Annotated in this window: 22 protein-coding genes; 10 read left to right on the top strand and 12 right to left on the bottom strand. The window is 37.4% G+C overall.

From position 1 onward, the window contains the following. Positions 1–78: 78 nt before the first annotated feature. The 4 genes from IO90_RS13810 to IO90_RS13795 form a co-directional block, all read right to left on the bottom strand. On the bottom strand, positions 79–633 hold the full coding sequence (locus tag IO90_RS13810) for a ferritin-like domain-containing protein (protein WP_034967683.1): 555 nt from the start codon (positions 631–633) through the stop codon (positions 79–81). A gap of 96 nt (positions 634–729) precedes the next feature. Further along, entirely contained in the window at positions 730–1,026 is a 297-nt protein-coding gene (locus IO90_RS13805) for a hypothetical protein (RefSeq protein ID WP_034967680.1), read from the bottom strand. A gap of 111 nt (positions 1,027–1,137) precedes the next feature. Then, positions 1,138–1,737: a Crp/Fnr family transcriptional regulator gene (locus tag IO90_RS13800; protein ID WP_081871824.1), complete on the bottom strand. Its 600-nt coding sequence runs from the start codon at positions 1,735–1,737 to the stop codon at positions 1,138–1,140. A gap of 305 nt (positions 1,738–2,042) precedes the next feature. Further along, positions 2,043–2,252, bottom strand: a complete 210-nt coding sequence (locus tag IO90_RS13795; RefSeq protein WP_034967676.1) for a hypothetical protein — start codon at positions 2,250–2,252, stop codon at positions 2,043–2,045. 195 nt (positions 2,253–2,447) lie between these two features. On the opposite strand from IO90_RS13795, the gene IO90_RS13790 reads away from it, so the two are divergent. Further along, positions 2,448–3,041 carry a Crp/Fnr family transcriptional regulator gene (locus IO90_RS13790; RefSeq protein ID WP_034967673.1) on the top strand — a complete coding sequence of 198 codons (594 nt, stop codon included), beginning with the start codon at positions 2,448–2,450 and terminating at the stop codon, positions 3,039–3,041. 106 nt (positions 3,042–3,147) lie between these two features. Here the strand turns inward: IO90_RS13790 and IO90_RS18870 are convergent, their stop codons facing one another. The 3 genes from IO90_RS18870 to IO90_RS13775 are packed head-to-tail and all read right to left on the bottom strand — an operon-like array spanning position 3,148 to position 6,695. Next, positions 3,148–3,318, bottom strand: coding sequence for a lmo0937 family membrane protein (locus tag IO90_RS18870; protein ID WP_034967670.1), 171 nt, complete (start codon positions 3,316–3,318; stop codon positions 3,148–3,150). A 37-nt stretch (positions 3,319–3,355) separates the two neighbouring features. After that, positions 3,356–4,522: a zinc-dependent alcohol dehydrogenase gene (locus tag IO90_RS13780; protein WP_034967666.1), complete on the bottom strand. Its 1,167-nt coding sequence runs from the start codon at positions 4,520–4,522 to the stop codon at positions 3,356–3,358. A gap of 31 nt (positions 4,523–4,553) precedes the next feature. After that, the gene (locus IO90_RS13775; RefSeq protein ID WP_034969234.1) at positions 4,554–6,695 is read right to left on the bottom strand and encodes a catalase; all 2,142 of its coding nucleotides are present in this window, start codon (positions 6,693–6,695) and stop codon (positions 4,554–4,556) included. A 346-nt stretch (positions 6,696–7,041) separates the two neighbouring features. Here IO90_RS13775 and IO90_RS13770 point away from each other — a divergent pair, with 346 nt between their 5' ends. The 3 genes from IO90_RS13770 to IO90_RS13760 are packed head-to-tail and all read left to right on the top strand — an operon-like array spanning position 7,042 to position 10,397. Then, the gene (locus IO90_RS13770; protein ID WP_034967662.1) at positions 7,042–8,142 is read left to right on the top strand and encodes a glycosyltransferase family 1 protein; all 1,101 of its coding nucleotides are present in this window, start codon (positions 7,042–7,044) and stop codon (positions 8,140–8,142) included. Continuing rightward, positions 8,135–9,241, top strand: a complete 1,107-nt coding sequence (glf, locus tag IO90_RS13765; RefSeq protein WP_034967659.1) for a UDP-galactopyranose mutase — start codon at positions 8,135–8,137, stop codon at positions 9,239–9,241. The genes IO90_RS13770 and glf overlap by 8 nt, the downstream gene beginning before the upstream one ends. Beyond that, entirely contained in the window at positions 9,225–10,397 is a 1,173-nt protein-coding gene (locus tag IO90_RS13760; protein WP_034967656.1) for a hypothetical protein, read from the top strand. Before glf ends, IO90_RS13760 begins: the two co-directional genes overlap by 17 nt. Before the next feature lie 20 nt (positions 10,398–10,417). Here IO90_RS13760 and ligD read toward each other — a convergent pair whose 3' ends face one another. The 4 genes from ligD to IO90_RS13740 all read right to left on the bottom strand — a co-directional run bounded on the left by ligD (position 10,418) and on the right by IO90_RS13740 (position 14,665). Continuing rightward, positions 10,418–12,280, bottom strand: a complete 1,863-nt coding sequence (gene ligD / locus IO90_RS13755; RefSeq protein ID WP_034967653.1) for a DNA ligase D — start codon at positions 12,278–12,280, stop codon at positions 10,418–10,420. Between the two features lie 65 nt (positions 12,281–12,345). After that, positions 12,346–12,957 (bottom strand): DNA polymerase ligase N-terminal domain-containing protein, encoded by a 612-nt coding sequence (locus tag IO90_RS13750; protein ID WP_034967650.1) that lies wholly within the window; start codon positions 12,955–12,957, stop codon positions 12,346–12,348. 102 nt (positions 12,958–13,059) lie between these two features. Then, a complete protein-coding gene (locus IO90_RS13745; protein ID WP_034967648.1) occupies positions 13,060–13,839 on the bottom strand; it encodes a Ku protein in 780 nt (259 codons plus the stop codon). Between the two features lie 265 nt (positions 13,840–14,104). Then, positions 14,105–14,665: a helix-turn-helix domain-containing protein gene (locus IO90_RS13740; protein WP_051878702.1), complete on the bottom strand. Its 561-nt coding sequence runs from the start codon at positions 14,663–14,665 to the stop codon at positions 14,105–14,107. A gap of 493 nt (positions 14,666–15,158) precedes the next feature. Between IO90_RS13740 and IO90_RS13735 the strand changes: the two genes are divergently transcribed. Further along, on the top strand, positions 15,159–15,569 hold the full coding sequence (locus IO90_RS13735; RefSeq protein ID WP_034967646.1) for a LuxR C-terminal-related transcriptional regulator: 411 nt from the start codon (positions 15,159–15,161) through the stop codon (positions 15,567–15,569). A gap of 201 nt (positions 15,570–15,770) precedes the next feature. Beyond that, complete coding sequence (locus IO90_RS13730; RefSeq protein WP_165570282.1) at positions 15,771–17,153, top strand: serine hydrolase domain-containing protein; 1,383 nt, start codon at positions 15,771–15,773, stop codon at positions 17,151–17,153. 97 nt (positions 17,154–17,250) lie between these two features. Here IO90_RS13730 and IO90_RS13725 read toward each other — a convergent pair whose 3' ends face one another. Next, positions 17,251–18,339, bottom strand: coding sequence for a fatty acid desaturase family protein (locus tag IO90_RS13725; RefSeq protein ID WP_034967643.1), 1,089 nt, complete (start codon positions 18,337–18,339; stop codon positions 17,251–17,253). Positions 18,340–18,629: 290 nt separating this feature from the next. On the opposite strand from IO90_RS13725, the gene IO90_RS13720 reads away from it, so the two are divergent. The 4 genes from IO90_RS13720 (at position 18,630) to IO90_RS13705 (ending at position 24,821) form a co-directional block, all read left to right on the top strand. Then, positions 18,630–19,961: an amidohydrolase gene (locus IO90_RS13720; RefSeq protein ID WP_034967640.1), complete on the top strand. Its 1,332-nt coding sequence runs from the start codon at positions 18,630–18,632 to the stop codon at positions 19,959–19,961. A gap of 105 nt (positions 19,962–20,066) precedes the next feature. Then, positions 20,067–20,651, top strand: coding sequence for an ankyrin repeat domain-containing protein (locus IO90_RS13715; protein ID WP_228374691.1), 585 nt, complete (start codon positions 20,067–20,069; stop codon positions 20,649–20,651). A gap of 68 nt (positions 20,652–20,719) precedes the next feature. After that, on the top strand, positions 20,720–21,574 hold the full coding sequence (locus tag IO90_RS13710; protein ID WP_034967633.1) for an AraC family transcriptional regulator: 855 nt from the start codon (positions 20,720–20,722) through the stop codon (positions 21,572–21,574). A gap of 421 nt (positions 21,575–21,995) precedes the next feature. Further along, positions 21,996–24,821, top strand: coding sequence for a TonB-dependent receptor (locus IO90_RS13705; protein ID WP_034967629.1), 2,826 nt, complete (start codon positions 21,996–21,998; stop codon positions 24,819–24,821). Positions 24,822–24,825: the final 4 nt, after the last annotated feature.

Below are 24,825 nucleotides of genomic sequence, written 5' to 3'. Positions count from 1 at the left end.
TCAAGACAAATAAAAAAGAGAGCAATTAATTGCTCTCTTTCCATTTGATTGCTATGAAAAAATAAATCTAACTTAAGATTACTTCTTAGCTTTCGAATTTAGATTAGTATCCGCAAGCTGAGTCAACAGACTATCGCAGTTTTTCTCTTCTTCCAATGTAGAAAGCAGATTTGCCAAAGCCTCTTTTTCATTCAGTACTTTTGCGAAAGCTGCCAAAGTGCCGTAAGTCGCGATCTCATAATGTTCCACTTTTTGAGCGACCGCAATGATTCCTGCATCACGAACTGTCCCTGGTTCTGTTTCCTCGATGATACTGTCAGCTTCGTCCAAAAGCCCTTGCATCGCGTCGCATTTCTTGGCTTGCGCTTTTACGCCAATCGATTCGAAAGTAGCTTCCAGACGGCTCACGTGTTCTTTTGTCTCCACAAGATGTTGTCCGATGGCCTCCTTCAGATTTTCATCTGTCGCATTTTTCTGCATTTTTGGCAATGCCTTTACTAGCGCTTTTTCAGCCCAATAGATGTCTTTCAGACTGTCTTCGAAAAGATCTACTAATTCTTTGGCCGCATCACTTTTTGCAGGCGTTTTTTTCTCCGTGCTAGTTTTAGCCGTAGTTTTAGGTTTTGAATTCATAATAATATTTTTGGTTAGTTTGATGTCTTGATCTTAACTGAATTCAAATGTACAGCCTTGAAAATGTTAAAGTTATGATTACAATCATAATCCAATTTAAACTGCAGCGGACAAATAGGTTTTCAAATAATGCAGATCTGCAATATTGTTGATCTTCAATTGAAACAATAGTTGATTGGGTGCATTCAGGGCGATGCTTTCCAAACAATCATAAGTGGCAATCATGGCCTGAATGGGCATTCTCCTTTTATCAGCGAAGACGTTGAAAAGCAGAAATGTCCCGTCTTTAATTTCCTTTGCATAGATTTCTGTTCCCTTTTCAAAAAGAGTTCCCTCATTTGCAATCTTAACGAAGTCTTTCTGTAAATTAATGAGTAGAGTTTTCTGGTCCATACTTATTAGTTTGAAATCATTAATAATATTTTAATTGAATGACTTTTCAAAGCTAAATAATATGAATTTCAACAAATTATGATCTGAATCACAATCCGAATCTTTGATATTTCAATAAAGAATTTTCCGCTTTCGGATGACGACCACATTGTTTTTCTCCATTGTTTTAATCGTCCTGATCGTCGTTTCTACACAAAGTCCTGTGAGATTTGCCATTTCCTGACGCGTAAACGGAACCTGAAATGCGAACGGCTCTTTCTCCTCCTGATTGCTTTTCAAATAATCTAGCAATGCTTTGATCTTGAAAGTTGGGCTATTCGTGCAGAGAATTGGCGCCATAATTTGTTTGAAGTAGAGAATCTTGGAGAGGTAGCGGTTCATCTGAAGACTAATCTCCGGATGGTTTTCCAACATCTCGAAGAATAAAGATTTTCTGAGTTTGAATATTTTGCAAACCGTTACCGCAACGGCGTTGACAGGATATGTGACATCATCAACAAAAAGCGAAGATTCGCCGATGCATTGTCCTTGCTCCAAAAAAGTTTGTAGAATTTCTCGCCCCTCGTGGTTGAAGTTGTTGAGTTTTACTTTTCCCTCGATGATTTGAAAATAATATTTGGGCGTCTCGGATTCTTCGAAGATGGATTCGCCAGCGTGATAGACTTCGGTAGTCGCACCCAGCGATTCTAAAATTTGTTCATTGATCATCATTTTGAATGATATTAATTTCCTAATGATCAGATCTCACAAATAGAATCAGGAAAAGGTTTTGTAATTTTAATAAGGTATATCATGAAACAAGAAATTTCATTTATACATTTAATTATATTTCAAAAACCATACCGATAAAATAAATAATTCACATTATATTTTTAAAATTATTAAAATAAAACTAAAAATTAAAGATAATTATTAAAATTAATTCAATAAAAACAAATTACAATCCTTACTTTTGTTTTTAATATTAAATATAAACAAAAGCAGGATTGTAAAGATTGAAATTAAAATCGAAAAAGTTATTTCGCTGAGTCTTTTTTCATCGCAGCGGAAGTTGAAGTGCTGTCAGCCGTAGAAACAGAAGTCGTATCTGTGGAAGGTGATGGATTTGGGATTGCCGTCATCGTATCAACTGGCAAAGAATCAGTTGTCGAGTTTGTTTCTGCTGTATCTTTTTTCGAACAGCTTACAATAAACAAAACGCTAAGCGTTACAAGTAATGTTTTCATAAAATTTTATTTTTGGTTAGTTTGTAAAATTAACGTTGTTATGTTTTCGGGTTTATGACTTGAATCATAAGCCAGGCAAATTCATCATTTGTTCACAATAGCAGGCTCTTATCTAAAATTGGAACGGCACTGAAATTGTAATTCAGAAAATTAATCAAAAAAACATCATTCAACAATTAATAAAAATAAACTAATATGATACCAGAAAATCTACTTCTGTCTTATGGCGCCGAATATGAAACATTCTCCCGAGGCGAAATTATCTTTGATGAAGGCGAAACACCAAAATGCTACTATCAAATCATCAGTGGAAGAATCAAACTTAACCATTACAACGAAGCTGGGAAAGAATTAATACTGGCAATCCTGGAACCTGGACTCAGCGTTTGTGAACTTTTGCTCTTCATCGATAAAAAATATCCCGTGAACGCTGTCGTAATAGAAGAATCCACCGTTTTGAAACTTCCCAAAGCCGACTTTATGAAAATGATGGACGAGCATCCGAATATTTCCAAGGATATGAACAAATTTCTTTCGGAGCGTTTGTACCACAAATTTATGATGTTGGAAAACAACTCGTCTTTGCACGCAGAAGTACGCATCAAAGGGGTATTGGACTATCACAAAAGTTTCAGTCCAGACCAGAGCAATTACTCCTACGAAGTTCCATTGACAAGGCAACAATTGGCTTCCATCACTGGATTGCGCGTTGAGACAGTCATTAGAACCATCAAAAATCTTGAAAAACAGGAAGTTCTCAAAATCATCAATCGGAATATCCATTATTAAATACTCAAACACATAAATGCACAAAGCCCACTTTTTTACGAGTGGGCTTTTGCATATCAATCATTTAATCTGAAAAATGACCATAATATTTCGAAGTTTAAATCGATCAATCAAGTGGTTTTCTTCCACTAATAATATTGTATAGCACTACCACAACGGCAATTACCAAAAGAACGTGAACCAGATATCCGGTACTGAGTCCTTCTACAACGCCCAACATTCCCAATAACCAAACGATGATACAAATAGCGGCTACAAGCCATAATAGATTTTTCATAGTATAAAATTTTAATAAGTTTAAATTGTTTTCTTGATTAAATCCACGGATCCAGAACGACTTTCACACAGCCGTCTTCTTTTTTGTGGAAGATCTCGTAGCCTTTCGCCACATCGGTGAGACTAAGTTTGTGCGTGATGATATCATCCAATTTTACTTGGCCGGTTTCTACATACTTCAGAAGTTTATCGATGATGGTATGAACAGGACATTGTCCACCTTTGATCGTAATGCCTTTGTCGAATAATTGACCAACTTTGAAGTTGTCGTAATTAACAGGATAAACTCCCAAAATAGAAACAGTACCGCCTCTCCTGACACCGCTCATACAAGCTTCCAAAACTTTGATCGACCCTTTTTCGAAGTTGATAACCGCTTTGGCCTTGTCCAAGAAATCTCTTTCTGGCTCGAATCCAACGGCATCGATACAAAGATCTGCGCCTCGTCCGTTTGTCAAGCTTCTGATTTCCTCCACGACTTGTTCCGCATTTTCCCAAAGAATAGTTTCGCAACCTGTCAGCTTTTGAATTTGATCCAGTCTGTATTGCAAAGTATCGATCACGATGACTTTTTTCGCATTATGAAGAATGGCACTTTTCACAGACATCGACCCAACGGGACCTGCGCCGAAAATCGCTACCGTTTCGCCACCTTTCAGATCGCCCCACATTACGCCAACATAACCTGTCGGGAAAATATCTGTGAGGAAAAGCACTTGTTCGTCGGTTAAATTATCAGGCACTTTTCTCGGTCCGAAATTAGCGGAAGGAACACGTACATATTGTGCCTGTCCGCCATTGTGACCGCCATACAAATCTGTGTAGCCGAACATACCGCCACCTTTCTCTGTCAAGATTCCTCCTTCCGGACCATAATGATCTGGATTGCTATTTTCACAAGCTGTTGGCAATCCGTGTTCGCAGAAATAACAGCCACCGCAAGCGATTGGAAAAGGTACAACTACCCGATCGCCGACTTTTAGATGGTTGATATTCTTTCCAACTTCTTCTATGATTCCCATAAACTCGTGTCCCATTACCATTGGTCTGGCCTGCGGAATGCCACCGGTGTACATATGGAGATCACTGCCACAGATTGCTGTGGAAGTCACTTTTAGGATGATGTCATTTTGATCCTCAATGATTGGATCTTCTACCGTGTCGCAAGTAATTTTACCTGGTGCGTGAAAAACTGCTGCTTTCATATTTTAATATTTTGTGGTGATCTTGTTGTTTCTAAGCGGGATTGTTTCTTTCCGTTTCCAATTCCCAAACGCGGTGGTTGGCAATTGCTTTGATGAAAGATTCGTCTGCGTTTTGACTTTCTGAGGTGACAATCGCAGGATCCTTATGTTTCTTGCTTGCCACTTCACTCGCTTTGAAGATCTCGTCCGTATCCGCTCCGAAATAGATCGCTTTGCAATGTTTGTAAGCTTCATTCACAAAATGAACAGTTCCTGGTTTGTTATCTTCATTCAAAAGATTATCTGAAGATGTTTTTCCGCTACAGAGATACAATGCATCAAAACAAACGCTGGCTGTACTCGTTAAAGAATGCTTAGGCGTAAAACTGCTTCCATCATCTGCTTTCACTGGTGAAAGACTTCCGGCGATGATTTGAACCTCCGCTCCTTCTGCTTCAAGTTTTAATTTTAAAGAATTGACATCGGAAGCATTTACGCCATCTTCCATAATGAAACCGATCACTCGACTTTCTATGGAATCCGTCGCTGTATTTTTCATACTGAGCGCGTCTGAACTTTTGGTTGCTGGTTCTCTTTCCTCACTTTGAAGTGTTTTCGGATCGGCATCTGCGGGAATACTTTGGTTGGGTTGTTCGAGTTTCGTCACATCAACGCCAACTTTCTTCGCTACATTTTTGGCCAGATCTTTATCAATGAAATTAAGTTGACCGACCATTCTTTCACGGATTGCCGGAATCTTCACTTTCGAAAGTTCAAAGATCAAGGCATCCTGAAGGTGTTTTTTTTCTGGCGCACTTTGACTGTTGACAAACAATTTGGCTTGAGAATAATGATCCACGAAACTCTGGCTTCTGGCTCTCACTTTATGACCATCTACCCTTTCGCCGTGCGATACAAATCCGCCATCTTTCATCATCGATTGGAATGGACATCCGCCACCAATGGAATTTGGCTCGTAGCTCACTTTTCCTTTTGAGATTTGCTGACGCATATGCCCATCGCGCTGATTATTGTTAACCGTATTTAATGATCGGTTGATCGGGATCTCGTGGAAATTAGGAGAACCTAATCTTGATAATTGTGTATCGGTATAAGAAAATAATCTGCCTTGCAACAGAGGATCATTACTGAAATCGATTCCTGGAACCAAATGTCCTGGATGGAAAGCGATCTGCTCTGTTTCTGCAAAGAAGTTGTCCGGATTTCTATTCAATGTCAAAGTTCCGAAGATCTGAACGGGAACTTCTTCCTCGGGAACTAATTTGGTGGGATCCAAAAGATCAAAATCAAACTTATGTTCATCCGCTTCCGGAATCAGTTGTACGCCAAAATCCCATTCTGGAAATGCGCCACTGTCAATCGCTTCCCAAAGATCTCGTCGGTGAAAATCCGGGTCTTTCCCTGAAATTTTCGTCGCCTCGTCCCAAGCTACAGAATGGACACCCAATTTCGGTTTGAAATGGAATTTAACAAAATGAACAGCGCCGGCATCATTGATAAATTTAAATGAATGAACGCCGAAACCTTCCATCATTCGGTAACTTCTTGGAATTGCGCGGTCGCTCATCAGCCACATTATCATATGCATACTTTCCGGCATCAATGAAATAAAATCCCAAAATGTATCGTGCGCGGAAGAAGCTTGCGGAATTTCATTGTCTGGCTCAGGTTTTACAGCGTGAACAAGGTCTGGAAACTTCATCGCATCCTGAATGAAGAACACAGGCATATTGTTCGCAACGAGATCATAATTCCCTTCTTCTGTGTAGAATTTCACTGAGAAACCTCTCACATCTCTCGCCAAATCCGTACTTCCACGGCTTCCACCAACGGTAGAAAATCTGGTGAAAACTGGAACTTCTTTTCCAACTTCTGTGAGGAATTTTGCTTTGGTGAATTCCTTTAAACTTTTCGTCAGTTTGAAAACGCCGTGTGCTCCGGAACCTCTTGCGTGTACGATCCTTTCCGGAATTCTCTCGTGGTCAAAATGCGTGATTTTTTCTCTTAGAATGAAATCTTCCAACAGACTTGGCCCTCTTTCGCCAGACTTCAAAGAGTCTTGGTTGTTGTTGACTTTAAGACCTTGATTGGTCGTCAACGCTTTGTCCGAATTGTCCGTTGTATGATCCTGAAGCTGATCTACTTTTTCATTCTTACTTTTGTCATTTTCCATAGAAATATTTTTGATAGGTTTATTTTTTATCAATTACAATAATTGTTGATTTGGTAATACGTAAAGGTAGACGGAAGAACAGCGGGAGTTTATGATTTGAGTCATAACCGATACGATTAATCAAAAATAAAAGGATTATAACTTATTGAAATTCAAATTATAAATTGTTATAAAATACGTTTTAAATATCAGCTTTGTTATGACCGCAATCATAAATAAGGCAAAATTTACGGCTTAGATTTACAATCCACAATTGCTCTTTAATTTCGGCTAAAATCACATTCTATTCTGATGTAGAGCTTTGGAAATACTTTCCATCCAATATTGTGATAATACATTTTTATCTATGCAAAATATTCTATGTTTCAGCCATTTACATTGGGATTTCGTTTACCAGCGTCCGCAACATTTGTTGACCAGATTTGCCAAACAAAACAAGGTTTTTTATATCGAAGAACCTCGCAACAGCATTTCTGATTTTTACGAGATCGACTTGCAGGATGGCGTTTCCATTATTAAAATTTTCATTAATGATGATCAGGAAAACAAAAATCAAAGGTTGGAAAAACTCATCAGCAAAATTCTGGAAGATCAAAACATAAAAACCTATTCCTGCTGGTACTACACGCCAATGGCTTTGGAATATACATCCCATTTGAAACCTCAGATCACGATTTACGATTCTATGGATGAGCTGTCCGCATTCCGATTTGCACCACCACAATTGTTGGATTTGGAAAATGAATTATTCAAAAAAGCAGATGTGGTTTTCACAGGTGGACACACGCTTTACCAGGCAAAAAAGAACCGCCATCAAAACATTCATCCATTTCCAAGTAGCATAGATAAATCACATTTTCAAAAAGCACGAATCAATAAAATAGATGCCGAAGACCAAAAGCACATTTCAAATCCGAGGTTTGGATTTTATGGTGTGATCGATGAGCGATTCGATATCGAATTGTTGAGAGAAGTCTCTGCACTGCGACCGGATTGGCATTTCGTCATCATTGGTCCAGTTGTAAAAATCGATGTTAATGAACTTCCGAGAGCTGAGAACATTCATTATCTCGGTTCGAAAAAATATTCGGAATTGCCAGATTACATCAGCCATTGGGATATTGCATTGGTCCTTTTTGCCATTAATGAATCGACGGAATTCATCAGCCCAACCAAAACGCCAGAATATCTTTCGGCTGGACTTCCGGTGATTTCCACGCCAATTAAAGATGTTGTCAAACCTTACGGAGAAGCCTATTTGGTGTACATCGCAAACAATGCCGAAACTTTTATCGCTTATGCTGAGGAGGAACTCGGTAAAGATTCCAAAAAAGAATGGCTGGCAAAAGTGGATGAATATCTGGCAGATGAATCTTGGGACAATACGTTCGAAAAGATGAATCAGTTAATTAACAACGTCAAAAAAACCAACGGAATCTATGTATGATTATTTAATTATCGGTTGCGGATTCGCCGGATCGGTCTTGGCAGAAAGGTTGGCCAATGAAGGAAAAAAGATTTTGATTGTTGACAAACGAAATCACATTGCTGGAAATGCCTACGATTTCTACAACAAAGAAGGCATCTTAATCCACAAATACGGCCCTCATATTTTCCATACAAACTCCGAAGATGTTTTCAAATACCTAAGCAAATTCACAGAATGGCGACCTTATGAACATCGCGTTTTGGGAAGTGTGGATGGACAATTGGTTCCGATTCCAATCAATCTGACGACGATCAATAAACTTTATGGAAAGAATTTGACTTCCGATGAAGTCGTTAATTTTTTAGCCTCAAAAGCTGAACTTCGCAAACCCGTTTTGACCTCGGAAGATGTCGTTTTGAACGTCGTTGGAAAAGAACTTTACGAGAAATTTTTCCGTGGTTACACCAGAAAACAATGGGATCTGGATCCGTCAGAATTGGACGCTTCGGTGACCGCAAGAGTTCCGACGAGAACCAATGCCGACGACCGATATTTCACAGATTCTCTGCAGGCAATGCCGAAAAACGGTTATACAGAAATGTTCCAGACAATGCTTTCCCACAAGAATATCCACGTGATGTTGAACACGAACTACAAAGATATTGTGGATATCATTCCGCATAGACAATTGATCTACACTGGTCCGATCGACGGCTATTTTGATTATCAATTTGGAAAATTGCCTTATCGTTCGATTGATTTTAAATTTGAAACATTAGATCAGGAAAATTATCAGGAAACGGGAACCATCAATTATCCCACTTCAAATCTTTATACAAGAATCACGGAATTCAAACATTTGACGGGACAAAAACACCACAAAACGGCGATTGTTTACGAATATCCGACGGCGGAAGGTGATCCTTATTATCCAATTCCCAGAAAAGAAAATCAGGACGTGTACAATCAATACAAAAAATTGGCAGACGAAACACCGAATGTCTTTTTCACAGGGCGATTGGGAACTTACAAATATTACAATATGGATCAAGTCGTAGCGCAATCTTTGGCGCTTTTCCGAAAGATCATCAAAGAAGAAAATGCAGTACAACAGTAATCCCATTAATTTTAAAAATCCTTTTCAATCCTTTCTGATGGCTGGTTTCGAATGTGCAGACCAGCAAAATGCGTTTGGCGAACGAGTGGATTTAATCAAATTAACTGGACACGATCGTTTCATTAATGAAGATTATCAGCGTCTGACAGAAATCACAATCAAAACTATTCGCGAAGGAATCCGTTGGAGTTTTGTTGAGAAATCGCCTTTCGTTTATGATTGGTCGCAGGTCGAAGAGATCATTATCAATGCAAAAAACAATTGCATCCAGGTCATTTGGGACATTTGTCATTTTGGATTTCCAGATGATTTGACGCCACTGCATCCAATGTTTGCAAGGCGATTTTCACATTTGTGCAGAGCTTTCGTTTTGAAATACAGAAGTTTGGTTCCAGATGGCGAATTAACTGTCACACCGATCAATGAGGTCAGTTTTCTGTCTTGGCTCGGTGGCGATGCGAAAGGTACAAGTCCGTATTGCGTGAATCAAGGTTGGGAAGTGAAATATATGCTGATGAAAGCCTACATCGAAGGGATTGAAATGATGAAGGAAATCGATCCGACCATCAAAATAATGACGACGGAACCTTTGGTCAATATCATTTCTTCCAATTTGTCAGATCCATTTTCAGTACTTAAAGCAAACGAAAAACATCAGGAGCAGTTTCAGGTTTTGGAAATTCTGACAGGAAAATTGTGTCCAGAACTCAGAGGAAAACCAGAATATCTGGATATGATTGGCGTTAATTTTTACAATGATAATCAATGGACGTTTCCGGAACATCAATTCATTCCTTGGAACGAAACGCCTCCAAGTCCACATTGGCGAAGTCTGCATTCATTAATCGAAGAAGTTTTCATCAATTACGGAAAACCAATTGTCCTGTCAGAAACCAGTATTCCTGAAGATAACAGAAGAGATTGGCTTGAGATGATTTCTGATGAATGCTTATCGATTTTGAAAACCGGAATTCCCTTCTACGGTTGTTGTATCTACCCAATTATCGACCGTCCAGACTGGGATTTTCCAGATGAGTGGCACCACAGTGGACTTTGGGATATTACGAATTTGGAAACTTTGGAAAGGGAAATCCATCAAGAAAGTCTTGAGGTTTTGCAGGATTTTCAGAGGAGAATTAAACTCATTAATTTTTAGATTAATAAAAAATTCAATTTCTACTTTTCCAATTTCTTGATCACCTTCAACATATCAACACCTTTTCCCAAAACCGGTTTGAAAAGATCGCCTTTTTCCTTCAATCGCTCCAAAGCATTATGAATTGTGAAATCCGTCGGCTTCAAACCAACTTTCACCTCATCCCATTCCAAAGGCATCGAAACGGTAGCGCCTTCTTTTGGTCGAAGACTGTAAACACTCGCGAGCGTCTGTCCACGGCGGTTTTGAAGATAATCGAGGTAGATTTTATTTTTATCACGTTTTTGAAGACTTCTTTCCAGCGTTGTCAAATCGGGCAATTTTTGCTGAACCATTTGCATTAACAAATGTCCAAAATCCTTGACTTGGTCATAATCATATTTCGCACCCATCGGAATATAAATGTGAATTCCCGAACTTCCAGAAGTCTTCGGAACCGCTTTGATTCCAGCTAAATCCAAAACTTCTTTCACCGCCAAAGTTGTTTCAATGACGTCTTCAAAGGTATTTTTGTCTGATGGGTCAAGGTCCAAAACCAAGTAATCGGGAAAATCGGCTTTCGGTAATCGGCTCGTCCAAACATTCAGTTCGATGCAACCGAGATTGTTGAGATACGCCAAAGTTTCCTTGTCGTTACAAATGATGTAATTGATGTATTTGTCACTGCTTTCTGAAAAAACTTTTTCAATTTCAATCCAATTGGGGGTTTCTTCGGATGCATCTTTTTGATAAAAACTCAAGCCTTTGATGCCGTTCGGAAAACGGTTCATAGATTGCGGACGCGCCTTGAGATGTGGCAGAATATATTTCGAAATACTTTGATAATAATCTATCACATCGCCTTTGCTCACGTCGTCATCGGGAAAATAGATTTTGTTCTGATTCGTTAGTTTCAGCTCTTGTTTTCCGATTTTTTTGGTGATTTCGTTTTTGGCAGTTCTGGTTTTTGGTTCGGCTTTTTTCACAATTTCGTTTTTTGATTTGTTTTCAGCATTGAATTCGACGTCTTTCGGTTTCACGTCGTCGCGAAGTCGCAGGAAAACGGGATGACGGTAAATAAAATCTTTGGTGACTTCCGTAAATTTGATTTCCGCAACCAATTCCGGTTTTATCCAAGTCGCTTTTGCATTGGTTTTCGGCGTGATTTTGAAAACCGATTTTTCGATAATCAAAGGTTTCATTAATTGATGAAGTTCAGAAAGCACTTTGTCGTTGAAACCTGTTCCCGTGTGACCACAGAAAACCATTTCGTCGTCCAGATATTTCCCGAGAATTAGTGAACCAAATTTATTCCGAGAACCTTTTGGTTCGGTAAATCCGCAGATAATCGCTTCATCCGTTTGGTTGATTTTAATCTTCAGCCACTCCGAACTTCGGACGCCTTCTTTGTAAGTGCTGTCGGTTTTCTTCGCCACAATGCCTTCCAAACCAAGGTCATTTGCGACTTGATAAAAATCTTTCCCATCTTTGATTATGTGGTCGTGGAATTGGACAATTTCGTTTTGAACCAAAGCTTCTTTCAGTAATTCTTTCCGTTCAAGATAAGTCAGTTCCTCTGTCGAGTGTCCGTTCAGCCAAAGCAAATCGAACACCTGATAAATCAAGGCCAAATCAGGATTGTCGCCAATTTTTTGAAGCCATTGAAAGTTCGGTTTTCCTTTGTCATCGTACGCGACAATTTCGCCATCCAGAATCATTTCGTGTTCCTGAAGTTTCAATGCATTCGCCACTTTCTTGAATTTCTGAGAAAAATCGAGGCCGTTTCTGGAATACAATCCGATAGAATCATTTCTTAAATCAGCAATTGCACGATAACCATCCCATTTAATTTCAAACGCCCAATCCGCATCATCAAAGGCTTTATCAGTGGTTTTGCACAACATCGGAACAATGAATTCCGACAGTTTTTTCTCGCCGGAAAGTGCTGGTGTATAATTTTTAAAATGGTTTATGCTTTCGGAGGCGGTATTTTTTTTTTACTGTCTTTCCCTTCCAGGTAAGCCGTTACTTTTGAGTTTTTGGAGGTGTGTTCTTCGGCATTGTAATCATCTGAAACCGCGAAATCATCTTTATGTTTAATCAGCAACCAAGCGTTGTCATCCTGCGGATTTTTGATTTTGACCAATGCAAACTCGCCTTTCAATTTCTTTCCGTGAAGAATGAATTTCAGAGATTGTTTGTGAAGTTCGGCGCGCATCACAAGGTCATCTGTTTTGCCTTTCACTTTTTCGATAGGTTCATAGGTTCCTTCGTCCCAAATTTCCACTTCGCCGGCACCATAATTCCCCTTCGGAATCGAGCCTTCAAAAGTTCTGTATTCATAGGGATGGTCTTCTACCATCATCGCCAATCTTTTGTCAGAAGGATTCAGTGATGGTCCTTTCGGAACAGCCCAACTTTTCAGAACGCCTTCCATTTCCAATCGAAAATCGTAATGCAATCGCGACGCCGCGTGCCTTTGAATCACGAATTTCAGTTTTTTACCGCTCGCCTTTTCCTTTCCACTCGGTTCTGAAGTTTCTTTGAAGTTCCGTTTTTTGTTGTAATCCTCGAGTGCCATTTTGGGTTGGAGTGTTTGACAGTTTGAGTGTTTTAGAGAATTTGATATTTGTCAGGTTGAGGTTCTCGAAGCCCTCATCTTTTTTCTTTTTTCTGGAATTTTTTATCCAGCTTTTTTCTTTTTGCCTTCGAGACTGGCTTTCAGCATTGCCATCAAATCGGTGGTTTTTCCTTTTGGTTCTTTTTCTTCCACCAATTTCACTTTTTTGCCTTTTGCTTTTTGTTTGATGATTTTTAGTAAATCTGCGTTGTAAGTGTCTTTGTATTTTAAAGGGTCAAAAGTGGTTGCCAAAGATTTGATTAATGACTCTGCCATTTTGAGTTCGTCCGGTTTCGGTGCTTTTCCGGTTGGGATTTTCAAATCTTCGTAGCTTCGCATTTCCTCAGGATAACGCATTCTATTGACCATCAATATTTTGTCATCGTAAGGCCGAATCAGACATAGGATTTCACGTTCTCTTAAAATAAAAGAACCGATGCCGGCCATTTTGGTTTTCATTAATGATTTTAATAATAATTTGTAAGCCGCTTCACCATTTTTTTGAGGTTCAAGGAAATATGGGGTTTCGAACAAGGCAGAATCAATTTCATCTTGTTTAACGAATTGGGCAATACTGAGAACTTTGGATTTTTCCGGACTTGCGGCCGCGAAATCTTCTTTATCAAGAACAATATATTTGTCTTCAAGTTTGTAACCTTTGACAATATTTTCCCAAACCACTTCTTTTCCAGATTTCTCGTTGACACGTTTGAATTTGATATTACTCAAATCCTTGCTGTCCAACATATCCAAATCCAAAGTGCTGGAATCTGTCGCAGAATATAATTTGATGGGAATATTCACAAGTCCAAAGCCAATGGCGCCATTCCAGATTGCTCTCATAATTCAGTTTTATAATTGAAATTAATAATAAAATATCATTACCGAATTTCTAACAATAAATATTCCATCATTCAACTCATTTGAAATTGTGGTCAAAATCTACTATTCAATTGTGTGGTCATTAGCTTTTACATCAGAAATTGCATAAACATTGAAGTAATTTTTATACCTTGCTAAGTAATCCATAAAATGATATTGGTTCAATCAAAATGTACGAGCTTCAAAAGGAGAGATATCATTATCGCTATCAATGTGGCGGATGCAATTAAATATCTTCCAGATTTTGCTTTCTTCTCTGCCCGAGTTGTTTGTAAAAAGATGGACTGAGTCCTGTTATTTTCTTGAATTGATTGGAAAGGTGCGCAACACTGCTGTAATTGAGTTTGTAGGAAATTTCGGTCAGGTTCATTTCATTGTACAGCATCAGTTCCTTAGCTCTTTCAATCTTATGAATGATGATGAAATGTTGGATTGTGATGCCTTTGACTTCCGAAAATGTATTGGCTAAATAGGTATAGTCGTAACCTAATTTTTCGCTGATATAATCTGAATAATTTTGTGTTGGAAGTTCATCTGAATAATGGACCATCTCGATGATTACTGTTTTTATCTTTTCAACGAGAATACTTTTTTTGTCATCTAAAAGTTGTAATCCTGACTTGCTGAGAATTTCGGCAAGTCCTTTCCTTTTCTCTTCACTTGTTTTTATCAAGGTCTCTACAAATCCCAACTCTATCTCTACATATTCTATTTTCAAAGTGTCAAGTGCGTTTTGCACTATCATTTTACAGCGCAGACTCACCATGTATTTAATGTATAATTTCATATATCTATAGCAACAAGGTTTTGGATAAGCACATCTGTAATCTCAATTAATTCTGATTTACAACATTTCCGCTCCGAAAATATTTAGCTTTTGAATTGATTTAATTCTCAATACAAACCTTTAAGTTGTAATTTACGGTTGTTATTCAAGCGGTGTGTTACATATAAATTCATCATCCTTACACTTATCACACATTAAGAATCATTTCTTTCAGAAATACTGTGATATGTGTAAATATTAAAAAAACATCAACAACTTAAATGGAATTAATTAGACGAAATTTGTAATATCAAATGCTAAACTTACTTGCTAATGAGTGAAGAGAGGAAAGCAATAGGATTTAACAAATGTAAATGATGAAAAAAAAATGAATTCTTTTTACCGCATAAAAAACATTAGAGAATCTAAAGTATTTTAAAAGTTTTCAGAATAAGAGTAGGCTATTTTAGTCTACTCTTTTTTTTAATTATCTGCGGAAATTTCAATATTATCAATGTCATATCACAAAATCACCAATGCTGTCAGTTTTTTTGTCTTTCTAATGATCACGCTCACCTATCATTGTCTCAAAGTTCGATCGTACAGGAATAAAATCAAAAGGAAAAACCTGCAAATAAAAAGCTTGCAACACAGAATTAAAATTTTTGAAAGTTCATCAATTTTTGAGACCATCGATGATGAACTGATACTACAAAGCACGGAGCTCAATGAAAGACAAAAGGAAATCGTGATTTTGATGTTACACGGTTTTTCTAATACAGAGATTGCTTCAAGATTATTTGTTGCAACAACGACCGTGAAATATCACATTAAAAATATATACAGAATTTATTCGGTAAAAAATAAACATCAGCTTTATAATAAGTTAATAGTCAAAAATGACACCATTGCGAGAATTGAATGATAACTGTTCTAAATAAATTTAATATTTAATACTTGATTTTAAAGTTAATGATTAAATTTACAGAAACTTGGTTCAATATAGCCCTCCACACCTGTTATCTGATTGTATTTTTGAGAGAATGCAATACCAAATAAGAATCGAATTAATCAAATGAAGCAATTAACCAAATTTATTCTATTTTACTTTTTTTTTGCAAACAATTTGTCAGCACAGACACGTTCGAATCCAGAAAAGAAAATTGATTCGCTATTTTCTACATATAACTCAAAAACTGCCGGCGTTGCGGTTGGTGTCGTGAAAGACGGAAAGCTGATTTTCAAAAAAGGATATGGTACGGCCAACCTAGAATACGATATCGCCATAACACCAAAAACGATTTTCAACGTAGGTTCTGTTTCAAAACAATTCACGACTTTTTCAATTTATTTATTAGAAAAACAGGGCAAAATATCGTTGGACGATGATGTCAGAAAATACATTCCGGAATTGCCAATTTATGAAAAAACAATTACCATCAAACATTTGTGCTCGCATACAAGCGGACTGAAAGATCAATGGTCATTATTGACACTGGCAGGCTGGAGAATGGATGATGTGATCACTCATGAGCAGGTCATGAAAATAATCACTAAACACAAGGAGTTGAATTTTGCACCGGGAAGCCAGTTTAAATACAGCAACTCAGGATTCTCATTGTTAACGGAAATAGTAAAAAGAGTTTCGGGAAAAAGTTTCAGCGCGTTTGCAAAAGAAAATATCTTCGATCCATTAGGAATGGAAAACACATTGATCTATGATGACAACGAAAAAATAGTTAAAAACAGAGCCTACTCATACGGCAGTGAAGACGGATTGTACATTAAGAGAAACCTCAATAGTTCTTCTATAGGACCTACAAACGTCTATACGACCGTGGAAGACTTAAGTAAATGGACCGCCAATTTTGAAAATCCTAAAGTTGGCGATGCTGATTTTATTAATCATTTTAATGAAAAATCAACATTGGATAATGGTGAACCTGCTATTCTATCCGTGAGAGATGGCGAAACTATTTACCACGCAAAAGGTCAATTTACCAGAAATTACAAAGGTCTAAATCTTTATAATCATACTGGAAGCGATGCAGGTTTCAAATCTTATTTGGGTCGTTTTCCTGACAATAAATTATCCATCATCCTTTTGAGCAATGATGAAAATTTCGCTTCATACAATGCAGGATTAGACATTGCAGAATTTTACTTATCTGACCAATTTAAAAAAAGAGCGCCGATAGCCGAACCCGAAAAGAAGGCCGAAGAAAAACCAAAATATGTTCCTACTAAAATGCTAAAAGACTTCGAAGGTCAGTTTCAAAACACGGATCTGTCATCACTTTTCACATTGAAGGTCATCGATGGAAAGTTGACAATGACTCACAGTAGATTAAGCGATGTTGTGCTGACAGAAGTAGAGAAAGATAAATTTACGGGATTAATGACCTTTGCAGTGGAAGTCACTTTTGAAAGAAACAAAAAAGGCGAAATGACTGGATTGAACATTACCAATTTTGGGGCAACTAAAGTCAAGTTCATTAAACTAAAATAACTGCCACCACCAAGTTTTTTCTATGTGCCTTCTATATTAAACTTTTGTGCTAAAAATCTATCATTCATAAAGCGTTACGAGCAAAACTACTATAAAATTAGCTTACACTCGCCTCTTTACCAAATTTCTTCAGTATCAAAAAATGTGAACGCAGTGCGGATAGAAATGTCTTATTTTCATTGTAGGGCAAATCAAATTCCAGCGCGGTCTGTTTTACGATAATGGAAATCTCCCCATAATGGATATGGCAGACTTTAGGAAATAAATGATGCTCGATCTGCCTGTTCAGGCCACCAAGAAAAAATGCGGCGACTTTATTATGAGTTGCAAAATTTGCTGTTGTACGCATCTGATGCTCCGCCCACGCTTCTTCTATATTGCCGGATTCATTTGGGACAGGGAAATTGGTTCCTTCCACTACGTGAGCCAGCTGGAAAACAAGCCCCATGGTCAAACCTTGTGCAATATGCAAAAGCAAAAAGCCGATCAGAAACTGCCACCAACTTACATCCAACACTAGAAGAGGCAAAACGATGAACAAGAAATAATAGATTGCTTTAAAGAAAAATAAATTGAAAAATTCTAACTTGGGATGCCTGTTTTGATGAGCGCCTATCTTCTTCTGAAAAAACTTCTTGTAATCCTTACGGAAAACCCACGACAGCGAGGCAAGACTGTAAAGCGGAAACGCATACCAATGCTGGTATCTTTGGATGGATTTTACTTCATCATCTTCTGCAATTCGGATCAATCCTGGCGCTATTTCAATATCCTCATCGTGGCCAGGAATATTTGTATACGTATGATGGACCAAATTATGCGTAATACTCCAAACATAAGGATTAGCTCCGACAAGATTAAAAATAAACCCGAAGATCTTATTCACCTTTTTATTCCCGGAAAGCGCACCATGAATTGCATCGTGACACACATTAAACCCTACAAATGCACTAAACATACCCAGCAATATTGAAAGTGGCAAAAGCATCCACATAGGCAAATGACCTGAGATAATGAAAAGATAAATCCCTACAAAACCTGTCAAGAAAAATACGGTTTTGCCCCACATTGGCGCATTCGCATGTTGACTTAATTCATTATGACTGAAATGGTGCTCTACCCTATTTCTAACGGTTGCATAAAAACGAGAACCTGAAGCGGTAGAGAATTTTAATTTTTGTGACATTTGATATCATATTTGATCTACTTTAAGCGAACAAACAGATGTAATCAATATCGGGTGTCTGAATAAAAAGAATGTTGAGTTTTCCGGCAGATGACCGGATCTTATGGAAATATAACGGATTAATTGGTATTTTATTATAAAATTAAAAAAAAAAATTACTACAAAATTTGAAGGAGTAACTTGTAAAGATTCATCCTCTCTCTCATTTTTGATAAATGGTACAAATGATGTGATAAACCATACCTCTGTGGTATCAGGTCTTCTTTTTAATTTTGTTTCAAAGAATTGACATGAATGTTTCAAATAATATATCACGCAAAAATTTCCTTAGAAATTCTGCACTAGCAGTGGCTGGTCTTACCTTAACTCCCAATATTATGATGGCAACTTCTAATTTTAATGATGAAACAATTGCATCAAACAAAAAATTGATCTTAAAAAATGTTCGGTTAGAAACTGGTTTTCAATACGAAGAAGATGAAATAGTTGCTACAAAAACAGATTTGTTTCTCATCGAAGTTGAAAACGGAAAAATTTTAAAAATATCTCCAAACAATCCCAACGCAAAAGCAATTGACGCAAAAGGATTTCTAATGCTTCCGGCTTTCAAGGACATGCACATTCATCTGGATAAAACTTTCTACGGCGACAAATGGCAGGCGGTGAGAAAAAGAAAAGGCGGTGTAAAAGGAATGATAGAGTTAGAAGAAAAATTGATGCCCGAACTGCTGAAAACTTCTACGCAGAAAGCCGAAAAAATGATTGAACTACTCCATTCCAAAGGGACATCTTTTGCCAGAAGCCACGTAAATATTGAGCCAACTTCAAAATTAGATTCATTTAAAAATCTGCAGGTAGCATTAGAAAACAAGAGGAAAACTTTCGGTGCAGAGTTGGTGGCTTTTCCGCAACATGGTGTTTTTTATAAAAATTCTGTCCCCTATTTGAAAGAAGTTGCCACAATGGACATCGATTATATTGGTGGCGTAGATCCTTACACCTTAGATGGCGCTATTGAAAAGACAATTGATTTTACAGTACAATTGTCACTAGATCATCAAAAAGGAATTGATATTCATCTACACGAAACTGGAGAATCTGGTTTGAAAACCGTGGAATATCTAATTGATAAAGTCAACGAAAATCCTGCTTTGAAGGGAAAGACATTTTTAAGTCACTGCTTTGTTTTAGGTAAACTAGATCAAAAAAAACAGGAAGAGATTACTGAAAAATTAGGAAATGCCCAAGTTGGAATTGTCTCTACGATTCCTTTTGGAAACCTCATCATGCCACTTCCTACGTTACAAAAACATGGTGTAACTGTTTATACCGGAAACGACAGCATCGTAGATCATTGGAACACCTACGGAACTGGAAGTGTTCTGGAAAAAGCCAATCTATACGCGCAATTGTACGGCCAGTCGACGGAATTCCTATTATCAAGATGTTTGAAACTGGCAACAGCGAACGTACTTCCATTGGATGATAAAGGAAATCAGCAATGGCCAAAAGTTGGAGACGACGCAAATTTGGTCTTTCTCAATGCGAGTTGTTCGGCTGAAGCTGTTTCGAGAATATCCGACGTGAGATCCTTGATTCATCAGGGAAATATCGTATTTTAACTAAATCAAACATCAATGAAAATTTTAATTTTTCTCTTCGCTTTTTGCATTATAAGTGTTACTGCATGCGAAAAAAATACAGTTCAATATTTAAAAGAAAACAGGATGCAAGATGAAAATTTGGTGAATTTGGTGATGAAAAATGATATTACTAAATTAAAAAATGCTTTGAACAACGGGGCCAACGTTAATACAACCGATCAAAAAGGAAGATCACTTTTGCTAATTGCCGTGATCGGAAAACAAACAGAGATGGCAAAAGTTCTGGTAGAATATAAAGCTGATGTCAACCTCCAGGATGCTCAAAAAGACAGTCCATTTTTATACGCCGGAGCAAGCGGACAAACCGAATTGGTAAAACTATTTCTGAACAATGGAGCCAGATTCGATGTTTTTAACCGATATAATGGAACAGCCTTGATTCCTGCCTGCGAAAGAGGTCATGTGGAAACCGTCGAAATTCTTGCTAATACGAAAGGATTTCCGATAGATCATGTCAATAGATTGGGTTGGACAGCTCTCATGGAAGCAGTCGTATTAGGTGATGGAAGCACAATATATCAGCAGATCATCACGATCTTAAAAAATGCAGGTGCAGATCTCAACATTCCGGATAAAGATAGCATAACAGCTTTACAACATTCAAAATCATTAGGCTTTAAAAATATTGTAAAAATATTGGAGTCTTAAAATATGATTTTTCATTCTGAATCCTTTTCTGTTTAAATTTTACTAATTTTAAGCGAAAATCATTCAGGATGAATCAACAGTCAGATCACTTTCCCATTTTGGGTATTCAGGATTTCAGTGAAAACCAGAATTCTGGAGGTCAGATTTTATTCAACGAACTTCACGGTGAGCGTTCAATCGATTCACCGCACAAGCACGATTTTTTCATCATCAACATTTTCGAAAAAGGAAAGGGCAATCATACCATAGATTTTGTATCGTATCAAATTCAAAACTGTCAGGTTCATTTGGTCTTTCCAGATCAGGTGCATCAATGGCATATTGAAAAAGGAACGATTGGTTATCAATTGATGATCAGCAGATCTTGGTTCGAAAATCTTCTTTCATCGCTTAGATTTTCGGCTCTATTTTATCAGAATCATCCTGTTGTTGATCTTTCCGATCATCTTTTTCAGTCTTTTTTGTATGAATTTCGAAGCATTCAAAAAGAAATGGAAGGGCAAAATATTTTTTGGAAGATGGTACAGAAGCGATGTGAAATCATAGGTCTAATGATAAGTAAGTCTGTAGAAGCGAGATTCAAAGGTTATGATGCAATTCACTCAAATCCTGTAATCTCCAAATTTTTAAACTTAATAGATTCGAATTTCAAAGTAGAACGATCTGTTTCTTTCTACGCGGACAAACTTCATATTTCGGCGAATTATTTGAATATTATCTGCAAAAAGATTCTCAATACATCCGCATCATCATTAATCCAGAATAGAATTCTGCTCGAGGCAAAACGTCTGCTCAAAGTTTCTAAAATGTCGGTAAAAGACATCGTTTATGATCTCGGTTTTTATGACCACGCCAGTTTTTCAAAATTTTTCAAATCAAATACGGGAATGACGGCGACTCAATTCAAGGAAGAGATTTTTTAAATAAAAATTTGTCATTCTTCTCCTATTGATAATTAAATCCACTACTTCAAAAATCTTTAGTTCTGAGCTTCTGTGAAAGAATTGAGGATCATCTAACTTTTATCACTCAATCATATTTCTTAACCTTCATCCTAAAGCTATTTTTAGATAGCAACTTCCCTATTTATTTTGGTGGATATGATTGCAATCTGAATTTATCAATAGTAGAATCTTATTAAAGCATTGAAAATTAGAACCATAGAACATATATGCTATTTTCGAACTATGATAATTAAGTTTTTTTTAATCAAACAATAACATATTGTTTACAATCACCTGTATTTATAGGGATTTCTTAAGGGTTTGTTCATTTACTCATAAGGTTTTCTTAAACGGCAACGGTCTCGAATCCTATAGTTTTGTTGCTATCTAAAATTTAAAAATGAAAAAAGTATTATGCACGGTTTTACTGTGTGCATCAATGATCGTTTTCGCGCAGAAAGGTACTGTGTCGGGAAATATCAACGACAATTCACAAATTGCCCTTCCGGGAGCAAAAATCACTTTAAGTCCGGGTAACATTTTTACGGTCTCGGATGAACACGGTAATTTTGTTTTTCTTGATGTTCCTTCAGGAAATTACACCTTAAATGTTGATTACATTGGATATGGTAAAAAGGAGATTCCAATATCTGTAGATTCAGACAGAAATACAAAACAGAATATTGTTTTCGTTAGGAAGGAACAGCAAATTTCGGAAGTCAAGATCAAAGGTTTTGCCCTTCAAAATCAAGCCCGAGCTCTGAACAAACAGAAAAGCAACGCGAACATTACGAACGTCATTTCCGCTGATCAAATGGGGAAATTTCCAGATGCCAATATTGGTGACGCTTTGAAAAGAGTTCCCGGAATTACAATGCAGAATGATCAGGGTGAAGCAAGAAATATCATCATCAGAGGTTTAGCACCCGAACTTAATTCCGTAACCTTAAATGGAAACAGAATTCCTTCTGCGGAAGGAGATAACAGAAATGTGCAGATGGATCTTATTCCTTCAGATATGATTCAGATTGTTGAAGTGAATAAAACTCTGACTTCCGATATGGACGGTGATGCGATTGGTGGATCTGTAGATTTAATTACCAGAACAGCATCGGCTAAGGAGCGGATTTCAATTTCTACGGCTTCCGGTTACAATCCTATTCGTTCAAAAGCTTTGTTTGCAGACAGTTTTGTGTATAGCAACAGGTTTGCAGGCGGAAAATTAGGATTGGTCTTAAATGGTTCTTACAATAACAATGATTACGGTTCTGATAATGTGGAAGGTGTCTGGACAAAAGATGAGGCAGGAAATGTTTACATGGAAGAAATGGACATCCGAAAGTACGATGTAAAACGTGAAAGAAAAAGCATAGGAACTGATCTTGATTTTAAATTTAATGACAAAAACAACATCAGAGTTTCTGCTTTGTACAACTGGAGAGACGACTGGGAAAACAGATATAGATTAAGAATTAAAGATATCGAACCTATTTATTCTGACGCTTCCGAAACCAACATTTCAGGATTCAATGCCGTGTTAAACCGTCAGACGAAAGGAGGAATCAATAATAAACTGAATGATTCAAGACGTTTGGAAAGGCAGATTATGCAGAATTATTCGATTCTCGGAAATCATGTGATCGGAAGTAAATTGGAAATGGATTGGGGTGCTTCTTACTCAAAAGCTGAAGAACAAAGACCCAACGAAAGGTATTTGACCTACGAAGCTGAAACTGCAGATAATGGTGACGACATCAGACTGTCAAGTAATTTTTCGACCAAAAAACCGATGTTCACATTGCAAAATCAGGTTGGTCTTAATCAATATGCCTTTGATGAGTTGAGCCAACAAAACGGACTGACTTACGAAGAGGAAATCACAGGAAGATTGAATTTCAGAGTTCCATTGTCTATTATTGAAAATCAGAAAGGTCGTTTAAGATTTGGTGGTAAAGCCAGATTGAAATTCAAGAAACGCGAAAATGATTTCTTCTCTTATGAGCCTACAGGAAATTCCATGGATAATCTAGGACAAACTGGTCTGGTAAATTGGAATGGACGTTTCAATCCGAATTCTGGTTACGCTCCAGGAATTTTTGCAGGCAATACTTATCTAGGAAATTTAAATTTAAATTCTTCGGCTTACGAGCAAGCCAGCGAGCCTTCAGAATTCCTTTCAGAAAATTATTCTGCAAATGAAAAGATCTACGCTGGATATTTGAGATGGGATCAGAATTTTACCGATCAACTATCAATGATTGTTGGTGTCAGAGTTGAAAACACACAGATTGATTATACCGGAAACGTGGTGGAAGACGAAGAAAACCTGACAGGAAGCAGAAATATAGAAAGTCAGTACACCAACTGGTTGCCGAGCATTTCCTTCAAATATGCTCCCAACAAGGATGTAGTTTTGAGAGCTGCTTATTCTACCGCTTTGGCAAGGCCAAGTTATTATAAAATTTCTCCGTACGTCAATATTTTACCGAATGACAGAGTTGTGTCTGCGGGAAATCCTGATTTGAAGGCATCTTATGCACACAATTACGATTTGATGGGAGAATATTATTTCAAATCCGTCGGAATTTTATCTTTGGGAGGTTTCTACAAGAAAATCAATAATTTTATTTATGATTACAGAGATCAAAATTTTAACAGAGAGAAATTTGCACAGATGTTTCCGGATATCTCGAATACTTTAGAAGACGGGCAGAACTACACCTTGGTATTGCCACAAAACGGTGAGTCGGTACAGGTGTATGGTTTTGAAGCGGCGGTACAGAGACAGCTTGATTTTCTTCCTGGTTTTCTTTCGCATTTTGGAGTTTATTTAAATTATACTTACACAAAATCCAAGGCAAAAGGCGTTTACAATGCAGATGGAGATTTGAGAACGAACGTGATGTTACCGGGAACCGCGCCTCATATGTTTAATTCATCTTTATCATGGGAAAACAAAAAATTCACAGCAAGACTGTCTCTGAATCACGCAGCAGCTTATCTTGATGAATTTGGTTCGACAGATTTTGAAGACCGTTACTACGACAAGCAGACTTTCTTAGACGCCAATGTTTCTTACGCTCTTACCAGCTTTATGAGAGTTTTTGCAGAAGCCAATAATTTGACCAATCAGCCGTTGCGCTATTATCAAGGTGAGAAAAACAGAACGATGCAGATGGAATATTATATGCCGAGATACACGCTGGGATTAAAATTTGATTTTTAATAAA

The organism is Chryseobacterium sp. FH1 (genome assembly GCF_000735135.1).
Classification (GTDB): domain Bacteria; phylum Bacteroidota; class Bacteroidia; order Flavobacteriales; family Weeksellaceae; genus Epilithonimonas.
This window is presented reverse-complemented; position numbering and strand designations above follow the sequence as displayed.